This window comes from Streptomyces lanatus, from assembly GCF_014655715.1.
GTDB classification, from domain to species: domain Bacteria; phylum Actinomycetota; class Actinomycetes; order Streptomycetales; family Streptomycetaceae; genus Streptomyces; species Streptomyces lanatus.
This window is the reverse complement of the sequence record NZ_BNBM01000003.1, coordinates 314,835-333,808: the sequence shown is the minus strand read 5'-3', so window position 1 is coordinate 333,808 and position 18,974 is coordinate 314,835. Positions and strand designations below refer to the sequence as shown.

General features: G+C 70.8%; 19 protein-coding genes and 2 tRNA genes. 10 read left to right on the top strand and 11 right to left on the bottom strand.

Annotated features, from left to right (window positions below):
- Positions 1-83 precede the first annotated feature (83 nt).
- From IE325_RS10485 to IE325_RS10460, 6 genes are all read right to left on the bottom strand, one after another.
- On the bottom strand, positions 84-1,325 hold the full coding sequence (locus tag IE325_RS10485) for an HD-GYP domain-containing protein (protein WP_190069516.1): 1,242 nt from the start codon (positions 1,323-1,325) through the stop codon (positions 84-86).
- 35 nt (positions 1,326-1,360) lie between these two features.
- A complete protein-coding gene (locus tag IE325_RS10480; protein WP_190069515.1) occupies positions 1,361-2,650 on the bottom strand; it encodes an HD-GYP domain-containing protein in 1,290 nt (429 codons plus the stop codon).
- Between the two features lie 108 nt (positions 2,651-2,758).
- On the bottom strand, positions 2,759-3,061 hold the full coding sequence (rsrA, locus tag IE325_RS10475; protein WP_190069514.1) for a mycothiol system anti-sigma-R factor: 303 nt from the start codon (positions 3,059-3,061) through the stop codon (positions 2,759-2,761).
- Positions 3,058-3,741 carry an RNA polymerase sigma factor SigR gene (sigR, locus tag IE325_RS10470; protein WP_190069513.1) on the bottom strand — a complete coding sequence of 228 codons (684 nt, stop codon included), beginning with the start codon at positions 3,739-3,741 and terminating at the stop codon, positions 3,058-3,060. The genes rsrA and sigR overlap by 4 nt, the downstream gene beginning before the upstream one ends.
- A gap of 257 nt (positions 3,742-3,998) precedes the next feature.
- The gene (locus IE325_RS10465) at positions 3,999-4,628 is read right to left on the bottom strand and encodes an alpha/beta hydrolase family protein (RefSeq protein WP_190069802.1); all 630 of its coding nucleotides are present in this window, start codon (positions 4,626-4,628) and stop codon (positions 3,999-4,001) included.
- A gap of 10 nt (positions 4,629-4,638) precedes the next feature.
- Entirely contained in the window at positions 4,639-5,454 is an 816-nt protein-coding gene (locus IE325_RS10460; protein ID WP_190069512.1) for an SOS response-associated peptidase, read from the bottom strand.
- Positions 5,455-5,504: 50 nt separating this feature from the next.
- On the opposite strand from IE325_RS10460, the gene IE325_RS10455 reads away from it, so the two are divergent.
- The 4 genes from IE325_RS10455 to IE325_RS10440 all read left to right on the top strand — a co-directional run bounded on the left by IE325_RS10455 (position 5,505) and on the right by IE325_RS10440 (position 9,068).
- Complete coding sequence (locus IE325_RS10455; protein WP_190069511.1) at positions 5,505-6,227, top strand: M50 family metallopeptidase; 723 nt, start codon at positions 5,505-5,507, stop codon at positions 6,225-6,227.
- A gap of 85 nt (positions 6,228-6,312) precedes the next feature.
- A complete protein-coding gene (gene aroA / locus IE325_RS10450) occupies positions 6,313-7,632 on the top strand; it encodes a 3-phosphoshikimate 1-carboxyvinyltransferase (RefSeq protein WP_190069510.1) in 1,320 nt (439 codons plus the stop codon).
- 11 nt (positions 7,633-7,643) lie between these two features.
- Positions 7,644-8,654, top strand: a complete 1,011-nt coding sequence (gene rsgA, locus IE325_RS10445; protein WP_190069509.1) for a ribosome small subunit-dependent GTPase A — start codon at positions 7,644-7,646, stop codon at positions 8,652-8,654.
- A gap of 90 nt (positions 8,655-8,744) precedes the next feature.
- Positions 8,745-9,068, top strand: coding sequence for a DMT family transporter (locus tag IE325_RS10440; RefSeq protein WP_190069508.1), 324 nt, complete (start codon positions 8,745-8,747; stop codon positions 9,066-9,068).
- Between the two features lie 13 nt (positions 9,069-9,081).
- Here the strand turns inward: IE325_RS10440 and IE325_RS10435 are convergent, their stop codons facing one another.
- A complete protein-coding gene (locus IE325_RS10435; protein ID WP_190069507.1) occupies positions 9,082-9,693 on the bottom strand; it encodes a TetR/AcrR family transcriptional regulator in 612 nt (203 codons plus the stop codon).
- A 198-nt stretch (positions 9,694-9,891) separates the two neighbouring features.
- On the opposite strand from IE325_RS10435, the gene hisN reads away from it, so the two are divergent.
- Entirely contained in the window at positions 9,892-10,692 is an 801-nt protein-coding gene (hisN, locus tag IE325_RS10430; RefSeq protein WP_190069506.1) for a histidinol-phosphatase, read from the top strand.
- 112 nt (positions 10,693-10,804) lie between these two features.
- Positions 10,805-11,197, top strand: a complete 393-nt coding sequence (locus tag IE325_RS10425) for a CBS domain-containing protein (protein ID WP_190069505.1) — start codon at positions 10,805-10,807, stop codon at positions 11,195-11,197.
- Positions 11,198-11,268: 71 nt separating this feature from the next.
- On the opposite strand, the gene IE325_RS10420 is transcribed toward IE325_RS10425, so the two are convergent.
- Positions 11,269-12,723 carry a catalase gene (locus IE325_RS10420; protein ID WP_190069504.1) on the bottom strand — a complete coding sequence of 485 codons (1,455 nt, stop codon included), beginning with the start codon at positions 12,721-12,723 and terminating at the stop codon, positions 11,269-11,271.
- Positions 12,724-12,892: 169 nt separating this feature from the next.
- Here IE325_RS10420 and IE325_RS10415 point away from each other — a divergent pair, with 169 nt between their 5' ends.
- From IE325_RS10415 to IE325_RS10400, 4 genes are all read left to right on the top strand, one after another.
- Positions 12,893-13,309 (top strand): Fur family transcriptional regulator, encoded by a 417-nt coding sequence (locus tag IE325_RS10415; RefSeq protein ID WP_190069503.1) that lies wholly within the window; start codon positions 12,893-12,895, stop codon positions 13,307-13,309.
- A 146-nt stretch (positions 13,310-13,455) separates the two neighbouring features.
- Positions 13,456-14,223, top strand: a complete 768-nt coding sequence (locus IE325_RS10410; protein WP_190069502.1) for an ABC transporter ATP-binding protein — start codon at positions 13,456-13,458, stop codon at positions 14,221-14,223.
- On the top strand, positions 14,220-15,083 hold the full coding sequence (locus IE325_RS10405; RefSeq protein WP_190069501.1) for an ABC transporter permease: 864 nt from the start codon (positions 14,220-14,222) through the stop codon (positions 15,081-15,083). The genes IE325_RS10410 and IE325_RS10405 overlap by 4 nt, the downstream gene beginning before the upstream one ends.
- Positions 15,080-16,225 (top strand): ABC transporter substrate-binding protein, encoded by a 1,146-nt coding sequence (locus IE325_RS10400; RefSeq protein WP_190069500.1) that lies wholly within the window; start codon positions 15,080-15,082, stop codon positions 16,223-16,225. Before IE325_RS10405 ends, IE325_RS10400 begins: the two co-directional genes overlap by 4 nt.
- Before the next feature lie 48 nt (positions 16,226-16,273).
- On the opposite strand, the gene IE325_RS10395 is transcribed toward IE325_RS10400, so the two are convergent.
- The 3 genes from IE325_RS10395 to IE325_RS10385 all read right to left on the bottom strand — a co-directional run bounded on the left by IE325_RS10395 (position 16,274) and on the right by IE325_RS10385 (position 18,931).
- Positions 16,274-16,347 (bottom strand) — tRNA-Met (locus IE325_RS10395).
- 362 nt (positions 16,348-16,709) lie between these two features.
- Positions 16,710-18,629 carry a tetratricopeptide repeat protein gene (locus IE325_RS10390; RefSeq protein ID WP_190069499.1) on the bottom strand — a complete coding sequence of 640 codons (1,920 nt, stop codon included), beginning with the start codon at positions 18,627-18,629 and terminating at the stop codon, positions 16,710-16,712.
- A 228-nt stretch (positions 18,630-18,857) separates the two neighbouring features.
- Positions 18,858-18,931: transfer RNA gene (locus IE325_RS10385), tRNA-Met, on the bottom strand.
- Positions 18,932-18,974: the final 43 nt, after the last annotated feature.

Below are 18,974 nucleotides of genomic sequence, written 5' to 3'. Positions count from 1 at the left end.
TGGGCTGGCTAGTGCTCGCCCCCGGACACACTCTCATTCGCATCCAACCACGTACGGCTGGAAGGGCGCTCATTACCCATGGGTTACCCAGCCAAGGGCGTTGCCAGACCCTCCCTGGACAGCACCTGGGCCAGCGATTCCACCACCTCCGCCGAGTACTCCCCCGCGGTACCCAGTCGCAGCTCTTCGAGCGCCTTCAGCGGCCCTCCCGGCCCGGCATCGCGCGCCATCTCCTCGTAGGCGTTCACCGCCCGCACGATCCGCGCGGGCAGCGGCTGCTCGGGGCAGGGGTCGGCGAGCCGCTCCACGACCAGCGCGACCTGCGGGTTCACGCCGGTCTGCCGTACGACGGCCCCTCCGAGCAGCGCGATCCGCCGCTGTTTCTCTACGGGCAGCACGGCGGTGGCCCCGTCCGGCACCGGGTCGACGAGGCTGAGCTGACCGATGTCGTGCATGAGGGCCGCGTACTCCAGCACGGTGAGCTCGGCCTCGGTGAGGCCCAGGTCCCGCCCCACGTCCCGGCTGAGCGCGGCGACCCGCCGGGCGTGTCCGGCCGGGGTGTACCCGGCGATCTCGGTGGCGCGGGCGAGGGAGGCGATGGTCTGCCGGTAGGTGGTCCGCACGGCGCTGTAGCGGCGGACGGACAGCTGGGTCAGCAGCAGGGGCACCGAGAACACGGGCAGCGCCCACAGCCCGATCACGGCTACCGCCAGCGCCATCACCGCGCCCGTCGCGCAGACCGCCGACCCGATCCCGAGGGTCGCCCGCAGCTCGTCCCGCAGCAGCGGCCCGAAGGGCCACCGGGTGCGCGTGTGCGCCAGCGCGGCGGCGAGCAGGGCGTCGCACAGGGCGGTGAGGGTGAGGATCGCCAGCAGGAGCAGCGCGTAGGAGGTGCCCCAGCCGTCGAACGTGCCCTGGTTGGACAGGGGTTGGAAGCAGACGGCCGCGAAGCCGACGGTGAGCACGCGCCGGGTGAGGTGGTCGAGCACGGGGCGCCCGCGCGCGATGTGCGGCACGCTGCCCAGCAGCGAGGCGGCCAGGACGACTCCGACGACCTGCACGGCGCCGTGCTGTGTGGGCTCCGAGCCGTTGTCGCCGAGCAGGGCGTACGACAGTGCGGCGGCGGCACCGAGCGGCGCGGCCTCCCTGCCCTCGGCCCCGGCCCACCGGGTGAGCTCGCCGAGGGTGATGAGGACCCCGAAGGCGAGGGCCGTGGCCCGCTCGGCGAGGCCCCCGGCCAGGATGCCGAGCACACATCCCGTGGCGAGGAGCGCGGCGCAGGCGTGGATCAGGGTGAGCAGGACGGGTGGCCTCGGGGCGCTCATCGACACGACCCCCTTGGCCGCCACACCCGGGGCCCTCATCGACGCGCCCCGGGAACACGGTCGGCCGAAGGCCCGGCGGTCGGCGGCGCGGGCTCGTCGGCGGTCACCGCGGGATGCCAGCCGTGCTGGTCGAGGGCGCCGGCGAGGGCCGTGACCATCCGGGGGTCGAAGTGTGAGCCCGCGCATTTCTCCAGCTCCCGCAGCGCCTCGGAGACGGGCCGGGCCCGCGAGTAGGACCGGGTCGACGTCATGGCGTCGAAGGCGTCCGCGACGGCCACCACCCGTGCCGACTCCGGGATCTGACTCCCGCTCAGCCCGTAGGGGTAGCCGCTGCCGTCCAGCCGCTCGTGATGGTGCAGTACGGCGGCCCGGGCCTCGCCGAGGAAGGAGATCCCGCGGACCATCTCGTGCCCGTACTCGGGGTGCAGCTCGATCACCCGCCGCTCCTCGGGCGTCAGCGGCCCGTTCTTGCGCAGCAGCCGCGTGGGCACGCCCAGCTTGCCGACGTCGTGCAGGATCCCGGCGAAGCGGAGCACCTCGACGCGTTCGCCGGCGAGGCCCAGCTCACGGGCGATCATCATGGAGGCCTGTCCGACGCGCTCGCTGTGGCCTCGGGTGTAGCCGTCCTTGATGTCGACGGCCTGGACGAGGGCCCGGATGGTCGCCTGATGGGCCGCGCGCTCCCGGTGGTACTGGGCGAAGGCCCACCACGACACGCACATCGGCAGCAGCACGAGCAGCGCGGCGACGGGACCGTAGGGGCTGCGCCACAGCACGGCCATCATCAGACCGGCCAGACCGTGCACGGCGATCGGCGCGAGGGAGCGCGGGAACTGCTCACGCCAGGCGCGCCACGGGGGTACGCGCTCGGCGAGCGCCAGGATCCCGGTGTCCAGCAGGCTCAGGGCCAGGCAGAACGCCAGCACGGCGGCGCCGACCGGCAGCAGCGCGTGCGGGAAGTCGGCGGCCACCACGGCGTCGTGCTCGCCGAGTTCCCCGTGCACCCGGGCGGCCACCCACACCACGACCACGAGCTGCGCCGCCCGCCACACCCGGCGCAGCAGACGCGGGCGCCCGCCGGCCGGGGCGAGCAGCGCGCCCGGCACCGCGACCAGCGCGGCGGCGGACGGCGGCAGCAGGAAGGCCCCGGCGAGGAGCACGGGATAGAACGAGCCGGACAACCGCTCGCCCCCGGCGTAGAGCGCGGCCAGCAGCGCCACCGCCCACCAGGGGACGGCGTCCGCCGGCAGCGTGTGCACGCAGTACAGCGCGCCGAGGGCGACACAGAGGACGTAGCCACGTGCCGGTGCGGGTGTCGCCTCCATACGCCCCTCCCAGGCCACGCGCTTCAGGCAGAGGAGCCTAGGGCGGGCAGGGGGAGGTGCGCGGTCCTAAGACCGGGGGATTAGCACGTTCGAGTGACGACTGTGCGTTCAGGATTCCTGCGGTGTCGCCGTGACGTCGTGCTCGGGCACGGCCTGTCCCGAGCGGATCAGATCGAGCCGCCCCAGAACCTTGGCGCGCAGGTCGGTCGGCACGTCGTCATGTCCGCAGCACCGCTTGACCAGCTTCTTCACGGCCTCTTCGAGCCCGTACTTCTCCAGGCACGGCGAGCACTCCTGGAAGTGCTGCTTGAACTTGTCGCGGTCGACGTCCGGCATCTCGCTGTCGAGGAACTCGTAGAGATGATCGAGTACCTCGGAGCAGTCCGTCTCGTGCGGCTCTCCGCAGCTCATGAGCCCGAGCCTTTCGCTTCGTTCGACTCTCCGGCGCCGGCCGGGACCAGTCCGCGCTCGCGGGCGTAGTCCTCGAGCATGCCGCGCAGTTGACGGCGGCCCCGGTGCAGCCGGGACATCACCGTACCGATGGGTGTCCCCATGATGTCCGCGATCTCCTTGTACGCAAAGCCCTCTACGTCGGCCAGATACACGGCGATGCGGAACTCCTCGGGGATGGCCTGGAGCGCTTCCTTCACGTCCGAGTCCGGCAGATGGTCGAGCGCCTGCGACTCCGCGGAGCGCAGACCCGTCGACATGTGCGACTCGGCGCGGGCGAGCTGCCAGTCCTCGATCTCCTCCGCCGCCGAACGCTGCGGCTCACGCTGCTTCTTGCGGTAGGAGTTGATGAAGGTGTTGGTGAGGATCCGGTACAGCCACGCCTTGAGGTTGGTGCCCTCGCGGAACTGGTGGAACGACGCGTACGCCTTGGCGTACGTCTCCTGCACCAGGTCCTCCGCATCGGCCGGGTTGCGCGTCATACGCAGCGCGGCCGAATACATCTGGTCGAGGAATTCGAGCGCGTCCCGCTCGAAGCGCGCGCTGCGCTCCGCGGTCGACTCCGCGCTCGTGCCCAGGCCCTCGGGCTGCTCCGCCTGGCCGTTGTCGGTCCCTGCGTCGGTACCGGGAACCGGACCCACCTCCTCAAGATTCCGGGCAGGGCCGAAACCGGTCCCGCCTGAATCGGAGGATAGACGACCTGCCGTACCCGCCGCCCCTCGAATAGTGGCGGTCCTGGCCGCGTGCAGCACCGTCCAGTCCAGGTCGGCGCGGCTGCTGCGGCTCTGGCAGTGGGTCGAACCCATGCGGCGGACTTCCTCTCGTACGGCGTCGGCGCTGGTGCTTCAGCACCTGTGTCCGCCACAACCAAGGCCGGGCCTCCGACATTCCCCAAGCTTTACCCGAGTGACCCGGCCCACTTCATCACCGCGTCCGTGACGAGCGCCACGGCCTCGTCCTGATCGAGGGGCGCCCGCTTGGGCACGGCGAGGCCATGGTCGCCGTAGGGCACCTCGACCAGCTCGAAGTCACCGTCCGGGAACTCCTCGGGCTTGCCGAAGGGATCGTTCCCGCCCTGTACGACGAGGGTCGGCACCCCGGACCCGAGCAGTTCCTCGGCGCGGGACTTCTCCGGCTTGCCCGGCGGGTGCAGGGGGAAGCTGAGCGCGAGCACGGCATGGGCGCCGAGCTCCACGGCCGTACGGCAGGCGACACGGGCCCCCGCGCTGCGCCCGCCCGCGATCACGGGCAGCCCGGGTACGGCGAGCGCGGGCCACAGGCCCCGCCAGCCGATGTCCAGGGTCTTCGGCGCGGGCGCCACCTTCTTGCCGGCCACGCGCCAGGGCTGCTCCACGAGGGCGACGGTCACCCCGTGGGCGGGGAGGGCCTCGGCGAGCGCCACAAGGTCCCGGGCCCCGATGCCGCCGCCGGCGCCATGACTGGCGGCGAGGACCAGCCTGGCCTTCTTCGCCGGGTGCCAGGTGATGCGGGCGTCCCCCGCCTCCGTACCAATGATCTCGGTCGTCACGGTCGTCACATCAGAAGAGTGTGCCCTCTTCGGGCCCGTCCAGCTCCTTCAGCAGCTCCGGGCCGTTGTTGCGGACGTTGCTGACGAGCGTGGAGACGGGGTAGGCGCGCATCAGTCCGGCGGGCGGAGGGTCGAGGAGGGTGCGCAGTTCCTCGGGGTCCTTGCGGGAGGGGTCGAGCCAGGCGTCCCAGCGGTCCGGCGTCAGCATCAGCGGCATCCGGGGGTGGATCTCGGCGAGCGTGTGCGGGCCTTCCTCGGGCGCGACGGCCAGCGGGGTCGTCTCGGCCTCCGTGGTGATGACCGAGCAGGTGACCCACCAGGCCTGCGGGTGCTCGTCGGGCAGGGTCTTGTCCCGCCAGAACTCGTACAGCCCCGCCATCGCGAACACCGTCCCGTCGGCGGGCAGCACGAAGTAGGGCTGCTTGCGCGGCCGCTTCTTCTTCCCCTCGACCTCCAGGTCCCGCTCCTGCTTGCCGGTGACCCACTCGTAGTAGCCGTCGGCGGGGATGATGCAGCGCCGGGAGGAGAACGCCCGCTTGTACGACGGCTTCTCATGCACCGTCTCGGCCCGAGCATTGATCATCTTGAAGGCGCTCTCGGGAGTCTTGGACCAGCTGGGCACCAAGCCCCACTTCAGCTTGCGCAATTGCCGAACCGGCGCGGGGTCGTCCACGTCTTTCAAGGGACGGTCGAGAACGACGAGGACCTCTTTGGTCGGAGCCACGTTGTAATCCGCCTCAAGGGACTCCTCCGGCTCCCACGTCTCGATCTCAAAGATTCCTGCGAGATCCTCGGGCCTACGACTCGCTGCATACCGTCCGCACATGCGTGCCACACTGCCAGATTCCAGCCGACCACAGGGAGCCATCGCCTTACATGGACAGCACCGCATCCGCCTCGCTCGCCTCCCTCTGGGACGAGGTCTCCGGCACCCAGCCCGACCCCGATCTGTGGGTCGTGATCGCCGCCCTGGTCGTCGCACTCGCCTTCGTCGTCCCGCACGTCCTGTGGCGCCTCTCACGCAACGCCATCACCATCGCCCACGAGGGCGGCCACGGCCTGATCGCGCTGCTGACCGGCCGGACCCTGACCGGCATACGTCTGCACTCCGACACCAGCGGCCTCACCGTCAGCCGCGGCAAGCCGCACGGCATCGGCATGATCCTCACCGCGGCCGCGGGCTACACCGCTCCCCCGCTGCTGGGCCTGGGCGGCGCCGCACTGCTGGCTGCGGGCCGCATCACGCTCCTGCTGTGGCTGGCGACGGTCCTGCTGGTGGCGATGCTGGTCATGATCCGCAACGCGTACGGCGCCCTGACCGTGTTCGTCACGGGCGGCACGTTCGTACTGGTCAGCTGGTTCACGGGGCCGCAGGTGCAGGCGGCGTTCGCGTATGTGGTGGTGTGGTTCCTGCTGGTGGGCGGGGTACGGCCGGCGTTCGAGCTGCAGGCGAAGCGGGCGCGGGGAGGGGCGGGGGACTCGGACGCGGATCAGCTGTCGCGGCTGACGCATGTGCCGGCGGGGCTGTGGTTGTTCCTGTTCCACGCGGTGTCGCTCTGCTCATTGATAGGTGGCGGCCGCTGGCTGCTGGAGGTGTGACAGCCCACCTCAGGGGCGCGGGGAACTGCGCGACCAGCCCCAACGGCGCCGCACCCGAACCACACGCTCCTTATAAAGTGAACCCATGGCCCAAAACCCCGCCGCACACCCCGCCCTCTGGCCCGCCCCCCAAGCGAGCGGACCCGTCGACGCGACGGTCCACGTGCCGGGGTCCAAGTCGGTCACCAACCGTGCCCTCGTCCTCGCCGCCCTCGCCTCGGAACCCGGTTGGCTGCGCCGCCCCCTCCGCTCCCGCGACACCCTGCTGATGGCGGGCGCCCTGCGCACCATGGGCGTCGGCATCGAGGAGGGCGTCGGCCCGGAGGGCACCGGTGAGGCGTGGCGTGTGCTCCCCGCGGGGCTGCGCGGCCCGGCCACGGTCGATGTCGGCAATGCCGGCACGGTGATGCGCTTCCTGCCGCCGGTCGCCGCGCTGGCCGACGGTCCCGTCCGCTTCGACGGCGACCCCCGGTCGTACGAGCGCCCCCTGCACGGTGTGATCGACGCCTTGCGCGCCCTCGGTGCGCGGATCGACGACGACGGCCGGGGCGCGCTGCCGCTGACGGTGCACGGCGGGGGTGCGCTGGAGGGCGGCCCGGTGGAGATCGACGCCTCGTCGTCGTCCCAGTTCGTGAGTGCTCTGCTGCTCTCCGGGCCGCGCTTCAACCAGGGTGTGGAGGTCCGGCACACCGGCTCCTCGCTGCCCTCCATGCCGCACATCCGGATGACCGTCGACATGCTGCGTGCCGTCGGCGCCCAGGTGGACACCCCGGAGTCGGGCGGCGAGCCGAACGTCTGGCGGGTCACGCCGGGCGCCCTGCTCGGCCGTGATCTGACGATCGAGCCGGATCTGTCGAACGCCCAGCCGTTCCTGGCCGCCGCGCTGGTGACCGGCGGCAAGGTGCTCATCCCGGACTGGCCGGCCCGCACCACGCAGCCCGGTGACCGGCTGCGGGAGATCTTCACGGAGATGGGCGGCTCCTGCGAACTCACCGAGTACGGGCTGGTGTTCACCGGTTCGGGCGCGGTCCACGGCATCGACGTGGACCTGAGCGAGGTCGGCGAACTCACCCCGGGCATCGCGGCGGTCGCGGCGGTCGCGGACTCCCCCTCCACCCTGCGCGGTGTCGCCCATCTGCGGCTGCACGAGACGGACCGGCTGGCCGCGCTCACCAAGGAGATCAACGAACTCGGCGGTGATGTCACCGAGACCGCCGACGGTCTGCACATCCGCCCGCGCCGGCTGCACGGCGGCGTCTTCCACACCTACGAGGACCACCGCATGGCGACCGCCGGCGCGATCATCGGCCTCGCGGTCGAGGGTGTACGCATCGAGAACGTGGCGACGACGGCGAAGACCCTGCCGGACTTCCCCGAACTGTGGACCGGGATGCTCGGGGCGTAGGGACTCACGCCATGCGCCGCTACGGCAAGCACACCGACGAGGACGACATCCGCACCCGTCCCGGCCGACGCAACACCCGGCCCCGTACGAACATCCGGCCCAAGCACGAGGACGCCGCCGAGGGCATGGTCCTCACCGTCGACCGGGGGCGGCTGACCTGTCTCGTCGAGGACCGGATCGTGCTGGCGATGAAGGCCCGCGAACTCGGCCGCAAGGCGGCGGTGGTCGGCGACCGGGTGGCCCTCGTCGGCGATCTGTCCGGCAAGAAGGACACCCTCGCGCGGATCGTGCGGATCGAGAAGCGGTCGTCGCTGCTGCGCCGTACCGCCGACGACGACGATCCCTACGAGCGGGTCGTGGTGGCCAACGCCGACCAACTCGCCATCGTCACCGCCCTCGCCGACCCCGAGCCACGGCCCCGGCTCATCGACCGCTGTCTGGTGGCGGCGTACGACGGAGGCCTTGAGCCGCTGCTGGTGCTGACGAAGTCGGACCTGGCGCCGCCGGACGAACTCCTGGAGCTGTACGGCGCGTTGGACATCCCGTATGTCGTCACCAACCGTGAGGAGTTGGCGGACGGCGGTGCGGCGGACCGGGTGCGGGCGCTGCTGGACGGCCGGGTCACGGCGTTCGTCGGGCACTCGGGTGTGGGCAAGACGACGCTGGTGAACGCGCTGGTGCCGCAGGAGCGTCGGCGTTCGACGGGCCATGTGAACGCGGTGACCGGGCGGGGCCGGCACACGACGACATCGGCGCTGGCGCTGCCGTTGTCGGAGCGGGACGGCTGGGTGATCGACACCCCGGGCGTCCGTTCCTTCGGCCTGGCGCACATCGACCCGTCGCGGGTGATCCACGCGTTCCCGGATCTGGAACCGGGAACCGAGGGGTGCCCGCGTGCGTGCAGTCATGATGAACCGGACTGTGCGCTGGACGACTGGGTGGCGCAGGGACACGCGGATCCGGCGCGGCTGTACTCGCTGCGGCGGTTGCTGGCCACGCGGGAGCGCACGGAAGGCGACTGAGGGAAGGCGACTGACCTCCGCGTTGTTTGCCTGTACGGGAGTTCGGTAAGTGCATAATCGCACCGAGCCGGACATACGGGAGGACAGCACATGGCGTGGCTGCTGGTCATCGTGGCCGGATTGCTCGAAACAGGCTTCGCCGTCTGTCTGAAGCTCTCCCATGGGTTCACCCGGCTGTGGCCGACCGTCGCCTTCTGCATCTTCGCCCTCGGCAGCTTCGGCTTGCTGACGCTGTCGCTGCGGAAGCTGGACGTGGGCCCGGCGTACGCGGTGTGGACGGGGATCGGCGCGGCGGGCACGGCGATCTACGGAATGATCTTCCTCGGGGACATCGTGTCGACGCTGAAGCTGGTGTCGATCTCGTTGGTCATCGTGGGTGTCATCGGGTTGCAGCTGTCGGGTTCGGCGCACTGAGGCGGCCGCGTGCTCAGGCCGGCAACTGCCGGTGCAGCGCGCTGCGTACGAGGTCGGCGACACCGCCCTCGCCGGGTGGGGCGGCGACGCAGGACAGGGCGAGGCGCACGACGAGTTCGCAGGAGCGGGCCAGGTCGGCGGTGTCGACCTTGTTTACGCCGGGGCCGGTCAGGACGGAGACCGCCCGGTCGCGCACGAAGGCCACGAAGTCGCCCGGTGAGGGGAGGGGCCCGTCGGCGCGGCGCTGTGCCGGGACGGCCGAGGAGGACGGCACCGCGGACAGGGTCGGGGAGGGCAGCCGCTCGCTCCAGCAGCCGGTGAGCATGGCGCGCACGAGGGCGTTGTCGCGAGCCAGGCCCGCGGTCCACTCGGCGGTGGCGGTGAGCCGGTCGCGGGCGTCACTGGGAGTGGCCAGGGCGCGGTCGATACCGGCGAGATAGCCGTCGGCCTCCCTTCTGACCAGCGCGCGGGCAAGGCCTTCCTTGCTCCCGAACTCGTTGTACAGGGTCTGCCGGGACACTCCGGCAGCCGCCGCCACGTCCACCATCCGCACAGCGGACCACGGCCGACGCGCCAGCGCCGTGTAAGCGGCGTCCAGCAGGGATTCCCGCGCTGCAGGCATCATCGCCTCCTGGGGGCAAGCGGCTCTGCGCCCAGATTTGACGCGCGAGGGGGCACTGTCAAGGGTTCGCGAAAGCATGCGGGGGCGCTTCTGCCCCGGGGTGCGCGGGGCTTCGCGGGCGGGATGTACGGGGGTTTGCGACCCGCCCATGATCCCGGGGCCTATAGCCCCACCCCGACCACGGCGGATACGGTTCGTTCCATGCCGGACTACCTCGACGATCTGCGACTCGCCCACGTCCTCGCGGACGCCGCCGACGCGACCACGATGGACCGATTCAAGGCTCTCGACCTCAAGGTCGAGACCAAGCCGGACATGACCCCGGTGAGCGAGGCGGACAAGGGCGCCGAGGAGCTCATCCGGGGGCAGTTGCAGCGTGCCCGGCCCAGAGACGCGATTCTCGGGGAGGAGTACGGCATCGAGGGCACCGGGCCCCGTCGCTGGGTGATCGATCCGATCGACGGCACGAAGAACTATGTGCGCGGCGTTCCGGTCTGGGCCACCCTCATCTCGCTGATGGAGGCCGGGGAGGGCGGTTACCAGCCCGTCGTCGGCCTGGTCTCCGCTCCCGCGCTGGGCCGGCGCTGGTGGGCGGCCCAGGGACACGGCGCCTTCGCGGGGCGCAGCCTGTCCTCGGCGTCCCGGCTGCGGGTGTCCAAGGTCTCCAAGCTGGCGGACGCCTCGTTCGCGTACTCCTCGCTGAGCGGCTGGGAGGAGCAGGGGCGGCTGGACGGCTTCCTCGATCTGACCCGTGAGGTGTGGCGCACGCGCGCGTACGGCGACTTCTGGCCGTACATGATGGTCGCCGAGGGTTCGGTGGACATCTGCGCCGAGCCCGAGCTGTCCCTGTGGGACATGGCCGCCAACGCGATCATCGTGACGGAGGCGGGCGGTTCCTTCACCGGACTCGACGGCCGCCCCGGCCCGCACAGCGGCAACGCCGCCGCCTCGAACGGCCTGCTGCACGACGAGTTCCTCGGGTACCTCAACGAGCGCTACTGAGCGCCCCCTTGTTGACCCCCTCTTTACCTGTCACTCTGAGAGTCCCCCCACTTGTGAATTTGTGAAACCGTGAACAAACGGTGCGGGGGCACTTCAGGAGGTGGCTCCATCCATGCTCGTACGTGACGCCATGAGCACCGTGGTCCTCACCATCGGCCCCACCCACACCCTTCGCCAGGCCGCCGCTCTCATGTCCACCCGCCGGGTCGGCGCGGCCGTGGTCCATGACCCCGACGCGGGCGGTATCGGCATCCTCACCGAACGCGACATCCTGATCTCCGTCGGCCTCGGCCAGAGCCCGGACACCGAACGCGCCCATGACCACACCACGAACGACGTCGTGTTCGCCGCGCCGTCGTGGACCCTGGAGGAGGCGGCCCGCGCCATGGCACACGGCGGCTTCCGGCATCTGATCGTCCTGGATCACGACGAGCCGGTCGGCATCGTCTCGGTCCGCGACATCATCCGCTGCTGGGCACCCGCACGACAGCACGTGCCGGCCTGACCACGCGCGACGGGCCGGACCCCCGAAGGAACCCGGCCCGTCCGCCACGGCAAGCGGTCCAGTGCTGGTGATCAGCCACGCAGGGCCTGGACGGCGACCTCCAGCCGCTTGCCGAAGTCGTCGTCCGCCCGCCGGAAGTTGCCGACGGCCCGCTCGACGATGTCGTCGCGCGAGACGGGCGCGAGGGCACCCGCCAGATTGGCGATCAGCCGCTCCCGCTCCTCCTCCGACATCAGGCGGTAGAGGTTGCCGGCCTGCACGAAGTCGTCGTCCTCGGCATGGACGGGCGCCTCGTGGTTGCCGGTACCGCCGCCGAAGGCGTCGAACGGCTGCCACAGCGGACGCCCCGTCTGCGCCGGACCACCGAAGCTGTTCGGCTCGTAGTTCTTCGCACCGCCATGGCGGCCGTCGTACAGGAAGCCGTCCCGGGAGTTGGTGCGCGCCTCGGTGGCGTGCGGGCGGTTCACCGGCAGATGGTCGGCGTTGATGCCGACGCGGTAGCGGTGGGCATCGCCGTAGGCGAACAGGCGGCCCTGGAGCATCTTGTCGGGCGACGGACCGATGCCCGGCACGAAGTGCGCGGGGCTGAAGATGCTCTGCTCGACCTCGGCGAAGACGTTGTGCGGGTTGCGGTTGAGCTCCAGCCTGCCGATCTCGATCGGCGGGTAGTCCTCGTGCGGCCACACCTTGGTGAGGTCGAACGGGTTGAAGCGGTACGTCGCCGCGTCCGCCGCCGGCATGATCTGCACCTGCACGGTCCAGCTGGGGAACTCTCCGCGCTCGATGGCCTGACGCAGATCGCGCTGATGGGAGTCAGGATCCTCACCGGCGATCCGATTGGCCTCAGCCTGGGTGAGGTTCCTGATCCCCTGGTCGGTCTTGAAGTGGTACTTGACCCAGAAGACCTCGCCGGCCTCGTTGTTCCACTGGTAGGTGTGCGAGCCGTAGCCGTTCATGTGGCGGTACGACGCCGGGATGCCGCGGTCGCCGAAGAGCCAGGTCACCTGGTGCGTGGACTCGGGCGACAGCCCCCAGAAGTCCCACACGTTGTCGGCTTCCTGGCTGCCCGTGTACGGGTCGCGCTTCTGGGTGTGGATGAAGTCCGGGAACTTGATGGCGTCCTTGATGAAGAACACCGGGGTGTTGTTGCCGACGAGGTCGTAGTTGCCGTCCTCGGTATAGAACTTCAGCGCCCAGCCGCGCGGGTCACGCACGGCGTCCGCCGCACCGAGGTTGCCGGCCACCGTCGAGAAACGCAGGAAGGTCTCCGTCTGCTTGCCGACCTCGGAGAGGAAGGCGGCGCGGGTGTACGGGGTGACATCGGCGGTCACCGTGAAGGTGCCGTAGGCGCCGGCACCGCGCGCGTGCACCACGCGCTCCGGGATGCGCTCCCGGTTGAAGTGGGCAAGCTTCTCCAGCAGGAGCTGGTCCTGGACGAGGACCGGGCCGCCGATGCCCGCGGTCTCGCTGTTCTGGTTGTCGGCGACCGGAGCACCGGCCTCCGTCGTGAGCGGTCCCTGGGTCACGTGCGCCTCCTGCGTAGCTTCGAGCAACTCCGGCCACTCCTGTCCATGGGCCAAAGACGATCCCCACCCTACACTGGACTTTGTCTAAGTCAATCTAGCTTCCAATCTCAGCTAGGCTCCAAAGTCACACCCATTCGGAACCTGGTCCTTCTGCTGTTAAGGTGTCTCCATGAGCGACCTTCTGGAACGGCTGCGCGGACGCGGATGGCGGATGACCGCGCAGCGGCGCGTCGTGGCCGAGGTTCTCGCCGGCGATCACGTCCACCTCACGGCGGACGAGGTGCACGCGCGAGCCGTCGCCAAGCTGCCGGAGATCTCCCGGGCGACCGTCTACAACACGCTGGGCGAGCTGGTGACCCTCGGCGAGGTGCTGGAGGTCTCCACCGACAAGCGCGCCAAGCGGTACGACCCGAACGCCCACCGGCCCCACCACCACCTGGTCTGCGCCCAGTGCGGCTCCATCCGGGACGTCCACCCCACGGGCAACCCGATGGCCGACCTCCCCGACTCCGAGCGCTTCGGCTTCACGGTCTCGGACGTAGAGGTGACGTACCGCGGCGTCTGCCCGAACTGCGCGAAGGCCTAGCACCGACTTCTTCGAGCCCCGGCACCGACAGGCGCCGGGGCTTCGTGCTGCCCGGGGTACGGACGGGCGGGGTTCCGGAATCTGACGGACCGTCATATGGTCAACGACACCCACACGTCCGTTCCGCACTCCGCGAGGAGACCGAAGTGGGAGAGCCGTACCCCAAACTCAGAGCGACCGACCTGACGCGCGCCTTCGGCCGAACCCCCCACACCGTCGACGCCCTCGGCCCCCTCGATCTGACCGTCGCCCCCGGCGAGTTCGTCTGTGTAGTCGGCCCTTCCGGCTGCGGCAAGTCGACCCTGCTCCGCATCGCAGCGGGCCTGCTCCGCCCGAGCACCGGCACCCTGGAGATCCGTACCTCCAGCCCGCGCCCGGCGGCCATGATCTTCCAGGACTACGGCATCTACGACTGGAAGACCGTACGCGCCAATGTCCGCTTCGGCCTGGACATCCAGCGCGTCCAGCGCCGCGAGGCCAACGCCCGCGCCGACGACTGGCTGGCCCGCATGGCCCTGTCGGACTTCGCGAACGCCTACCCGGCGACGCTCTCCGGCGGCATGCGCCAGCGCGTGGCGATAGCCCGAGCGCTGGCGGTGGAACCCGAACTCCTCCTGATGGACGAGCCCTTCGCCGCCCTGGACGCCCAACTCCGCACGATCCTCCAGGACGAACTCCTGGACCTCACCCAGTCCCTCCGCACCACCACCCTCTTCATCACCCACAGCCTGGAGGAGGCCATCGTCCTGGGTGACCGCGTCCTGGTGATGTCCGCGCGCCCGGGCCGCGTGATCGCGGAGCACCGTCCGCCCTTCCCCCGCCCGCGGACGGGCGACATCCGCGTGACACCCGAGTTCACGGCCCTGAAGAGCGACCTGTGGGACCTCCTGAGGAAGGAGGCGGCACCGGCATGACGACGCTCGCGAAGTCACCGGCCGAATCGGTCCTGGTCCGCCGCCCGGGCCCGAGCGAACTGCACCCCACCCGCACCCACCGCCGAAGGCGCGCCCTGGAGCTGTGCCTGGCCCTGGCCGTACCCGCCGCTCTGCTTCTCCTGTGGCAACTGGCCGCCACCCAGGCCTGGATCGACGACCGTGTCTACCCGGCCCCGTCCACGATCCTCGCCGACGGCTGGGACCGGGCGGCGGCGGGCGACCTGTGGCCGGACGTCTGGGCCACGCTGAAGCGCGTCCTGGCGGGCTACGCGGCAGGCACGGCGGCGGGATACGCCCTGGGCCTGCTGATGGGCTCCCTCCCCCTGATACGAGCCGCGCTGGAGCCCCTCCTGGACGCCCTGTACGTCGTACCGAAGCTGGCCCTGCTGCCGGTCTTCCTGAACATGTTCGGCCTGGGCGAGGGCCCGCAGGTGGCGTTGGTGGCGGCGACGGTGTTCTTCTTCGTCTGGATCTCGACGATGTCCGCGGTGATGTCCATCCCGTCCGGCCACCGCGACGCGGGCCAGGTCTTCGGGGCCTCGCACTGGCAGATGTTCCGCCACGTCCTGCTCCCCGCGTCGCTCCCGGCCGTCCTGGTGGGCGCGCGGATCGCGGCGGGCGTGGCCGTGCTGGTCATCGTCGCGTCGGAGCAGATAGCCGCGACGAACGGCCTGGGCCACCTCATCTTCGACTCGCGTGCACTGTTCCAGAACGACGTGATGTTCGTGGGCATCGTCTGCGTAGCCGCCCTCGGAGTCCTGTTCTCCGAACTGATCCGCTTCGCAGGACGCCTGCTGACGCCCTGGGCACCGAGGGACCGAGGAAGGGGCCAGTCATGAGCGGAAGGCCACACGCGTACGGCGCGCTCCTCGCCGCGGCGGCACTGCTGGCATCGGCGGCGTGCTCATCACCGTACGACTCGGACTCCTCGCCGAAGGCGGCCGCCGGCGACCGCACGATCCGCCCCGTGGAGGGCTGCGGCGCGAAGGCCTGGACGAACCCGAAGGACCTCACCCCCAACCGCACCCCGGCCCGCTGCCTCCCCGGCGCCCCTCCCCCGCAACCGCTGCGCGAGCCCCGCAAGCTGACGATCGCGACGGGAACACTGAGCGCGGAGTACGTCGCCCCGCTACAAGTGGCGCTCGACAAGGGAGAATTCAAGAAGGAGGGCCTGGACATCACACTCAAGGTCCTGCCGACCCCGGACGCACTCCCCCTCCTCGCCAAGGGCGACATCGACGCACTGTGGGCGGCCCCGGAGGCGGCCGTCATGAACGGCGTCAAGGGCGGCTTCGACATCGAGTGGGTCGCAGGGAACTTCTCCCCCGCCCCAAAGTCGAAGAGCGGCCTGTGGGTCCGCCTGAAGGACGGCGAGAGCGCCACCCACGTGGCGATGGCCGGCCGCAGGCTCGGCACGATGATCGGCAAGGGCTCGGTCATCGCCTACCCCATGGAGAAGGCCCTGGAGCGGCACGGTGGCGGCCTCGCCGACATCCAGTACCAGCAACTGGGCTCGGCCGACGTCCTCACCGCCCTCCAGAACGGCGGCGTCGACTCCGCGTGGCTCCTCGACCCGGTCTGGCGCAAGGTCGACGGCAAGCCCGGCTACGCCTTCCTCGGCGGCCAACCGCAGGGCGAGCCCCTGGGCGGCATGCTGTACGGCCCCTCGCTGCTCCAGGACGACGTGGACGCGGGCGTGGCCCTTCTGCGGGCCTACATCCGCACGGTGAACACGTACTTCTCAGCCGACTACAAAGCCGATGCGACCTTCGTCACATACTTGGCGAACCTACTCAAGGCGGAGGTCTCCATCCTCAAATCCACTCCATCCCTGGTCATGGACTGGGAGATCCGCTCCGGCACGACGTCCCGCCTCCAGTCCGCATACAAGGCCCAGGACGTGGCCGAGGGCAGCCCACTCCCGGAGTCACGCACGGTGAACCGGTCGCTGTACGAGGAGGCGGTGGGCCACCAGCCCTGAACACACCTAGGGCCGGAACCCTTTCGGATCCCGGCCCTAGGCCTTCAGTAGCGGGGACAGGATTTGAACCTGCGACCTCTGGGTTATGAGCCCAGCGAGCTACCGAGCTGCTCCACCCCGCGTCGGTGAACTGAACATTACGTCAAGGACGCGGACAGAGGCAAATCGCTGGTCCGCCGGCAACCATTCGGGGCGAACCGGCTTCTTTCAGCCCGTCCGGCGTCCGAGGCCGAGACCCTGCCGTCCCAAGCCCCCACCCACCCGCTGGAGGCGGCACCTACAGCGAACGGCCCCTCCTCGACGCCAGCCCGCGATCTTTCAGCCCGTCCGGCGTTTGAGGACAAGGCCCGTTCAGGGCCGGCAGCGGGGGTCTGGGGGCGGCAGCCCTCAGAGAGGGCCCGGGGTCGAAGGGGCAGAGCCCCTGGAGGACGGGACGGGTAGGGGCGGCGGGGGCGAAACCGAGGCGCCCCCCGTCAGCGCAGCGTCACGCCGACAGCTCCTCCCGCAACGCATCCCGCAACCGCGCCGCCCGCTCCGCAACCTCCCCCGGCCCCAGACTCACCGCCCGGTCAGCCCACCGCTGCCCCTCCGCAAGCTCCCCGCGACGCGCGTAGAGCAGGGCGAGCCGAAGCGCCGACCGACCGTGCCCGGCATCGGCCGCCCGCGTCCACCACACCGCGGCTTCCGGCTCGCTCCCCTCCCGCGCCAGCAGCAACGCAAGATTGAAGGCACCGTTGCGCGACCCGGCCTCGGCGGCCCGCCGGTACCACAACGCCGCCTCCACCACGTCCCCGCGCGCAGCGGCCAGCATCCCGACCCGCACCTGCGCCCGACGATGCCCCTGGGAGGCAGCCCGCTCGTACCACTCCTCGCACTCGGCCTTCTCCCGCACCGGCTCCCCGAGCTCATGCGCGGGCTCCGGCGGCCGCCGAGCGTCCAGCACGGTCGCCAGCCGATACGCGCCCTCCGCACTGCCACCCCCGGCCGCGCACCGCAGATGCCGCTCCGCGGCCGGCTCGTCCCCGTCCCGCAGCCGCGCGATACCGACCTGCAGCGCCGCCTCGGTGTGCCCGGCGGCAGCCGCACGCTCGTACCACCGCAGCGCGGCCCGCTCCTCGCCCCGCCCGGCGTGCAGAATCCCCAGATTGAAGGCGGCGTCCACACTCCCCGCCTCCGCGGCCTTTGAGAACCACGGCTCGGCCCCGGCGGTGTCCCCGACCTGGAGCAGCAGGATCGCCAGCGCGTTGGCGGCCTCGCGGTGCCCGGCGTACGCCGCCCGCCGGTACCACTGCTCGGCCTGCGCGGTACGCGCCTGCTCGGCGCAGAGCAGCCCGAGGTTGTACGCGCCGTTGACATCACCGGCGTCCATGGCGGCCCGGTACCACCGCTCGGCGGTCTGGGTCTCACCGCGCTCGGCATGCAGCGCGCCCAGGGCGTTCGCGGCGTTGCCGTCGCCGTCCTGCGCGGCCCGCAGCCACCACACGGCGGCGCTCTCGCTGTCCCCGGCGTCGCGCAGCAGGAACCCGAGCGCGCAGGCGGCCCGCGCCTCGCCGTCCTTGGCGGACGTCAGATACCAGCGCCCGGCCTCCTTGAGCTCTCCACGCTTCTCCAGGATCGCCCCGAGGTGCAGCGCGGCCCTGCGGTGCCCCCGCGCGGCGGCCTGCCGGTACCACTGCTCGGCTTCGTCCAGCATTGCCTGGCCGGGCGCGACACCGTTGTCGGCACCGCCCTCGTCCGCACTGGTCGCCTGCCGGTCCAGCGCACGCGCCAGCCGGTACGCCGCCTCCCGGTGCCCGCGCTCGGCCGCGGCCCGCATCCACTGCTCGGCCCTGTTGTCGCTGCGGTGTTCCAGCAGATCGGCGAGCGCGTAGGCGCCCAGCGTGTGCCCTTGTTCGGCGGACTGGCGCAGCCAGTACTCGGCGGCGGGCTCGTCGCCCCGCTCGCGGTGATGACGTCCCAGCGCGTGCGCGGCCGCGGCCGACCCGGCGACGGCGGCGATCCGCCACCATCCGGCGGCATCGTCGGCGTAGCCACGCTGATGGAGAAGGACTCCCAGGTTGTTGGCGGCGGCCCGGTCACCGGCCGCGGTGGCGGCCCGCAGATGGGGCTCCGCTCCGTCGAGATCGCCGCGGCGCAGCAGCATGGCACCGAGTACGCTCATCGCCTCGACGTCACCGGTCTCCGCGGCGAGCAACTGCCGCGCCTCCTCGGCGGCCTCGCCCGTCTCGTCCTGGTCCCCCGGCCGGTCGACGACGAAGTCACCCTCGGAACGCGCGAACTCTCCCTCCGGACGCGGGGCATCGTTCTCCGGCTGCACGAAATCACCCGTCGACTGCACAAAGTCGGCAGGCTGCACAAACCGCCCTGTCTCCAACAGAGTTGCCTTGTCCCCCATAACGTCCATCGTCGCACCACCTGCAACCTGGGTACACCTGGTATACCGCAGCCAGTGAGGTCACTTCAGCGTTTTGTCGACATGCCCACAGAGAGACAAGTCAAACACAGTTCTCCCAACTCCCCACGGCGGCACGACCGTCCCGGTCCTCGGCACATGCGTTCGCACACCACGAAGGCCCGGATCCTCTGGAGGATCCGGGCCTTCGCTGTCGTACGAAATGTTCGCCGACTTCAGTAGCGGGGACAGGATTTGAACCTGCGACCTCTGGGTTATGAGCCCAGCGAGCTACCGAGCTGCTCCACCCCGCGCCGTTGTGAAACAACCGTATCACGGCGCGGGGAGAGCTATTCG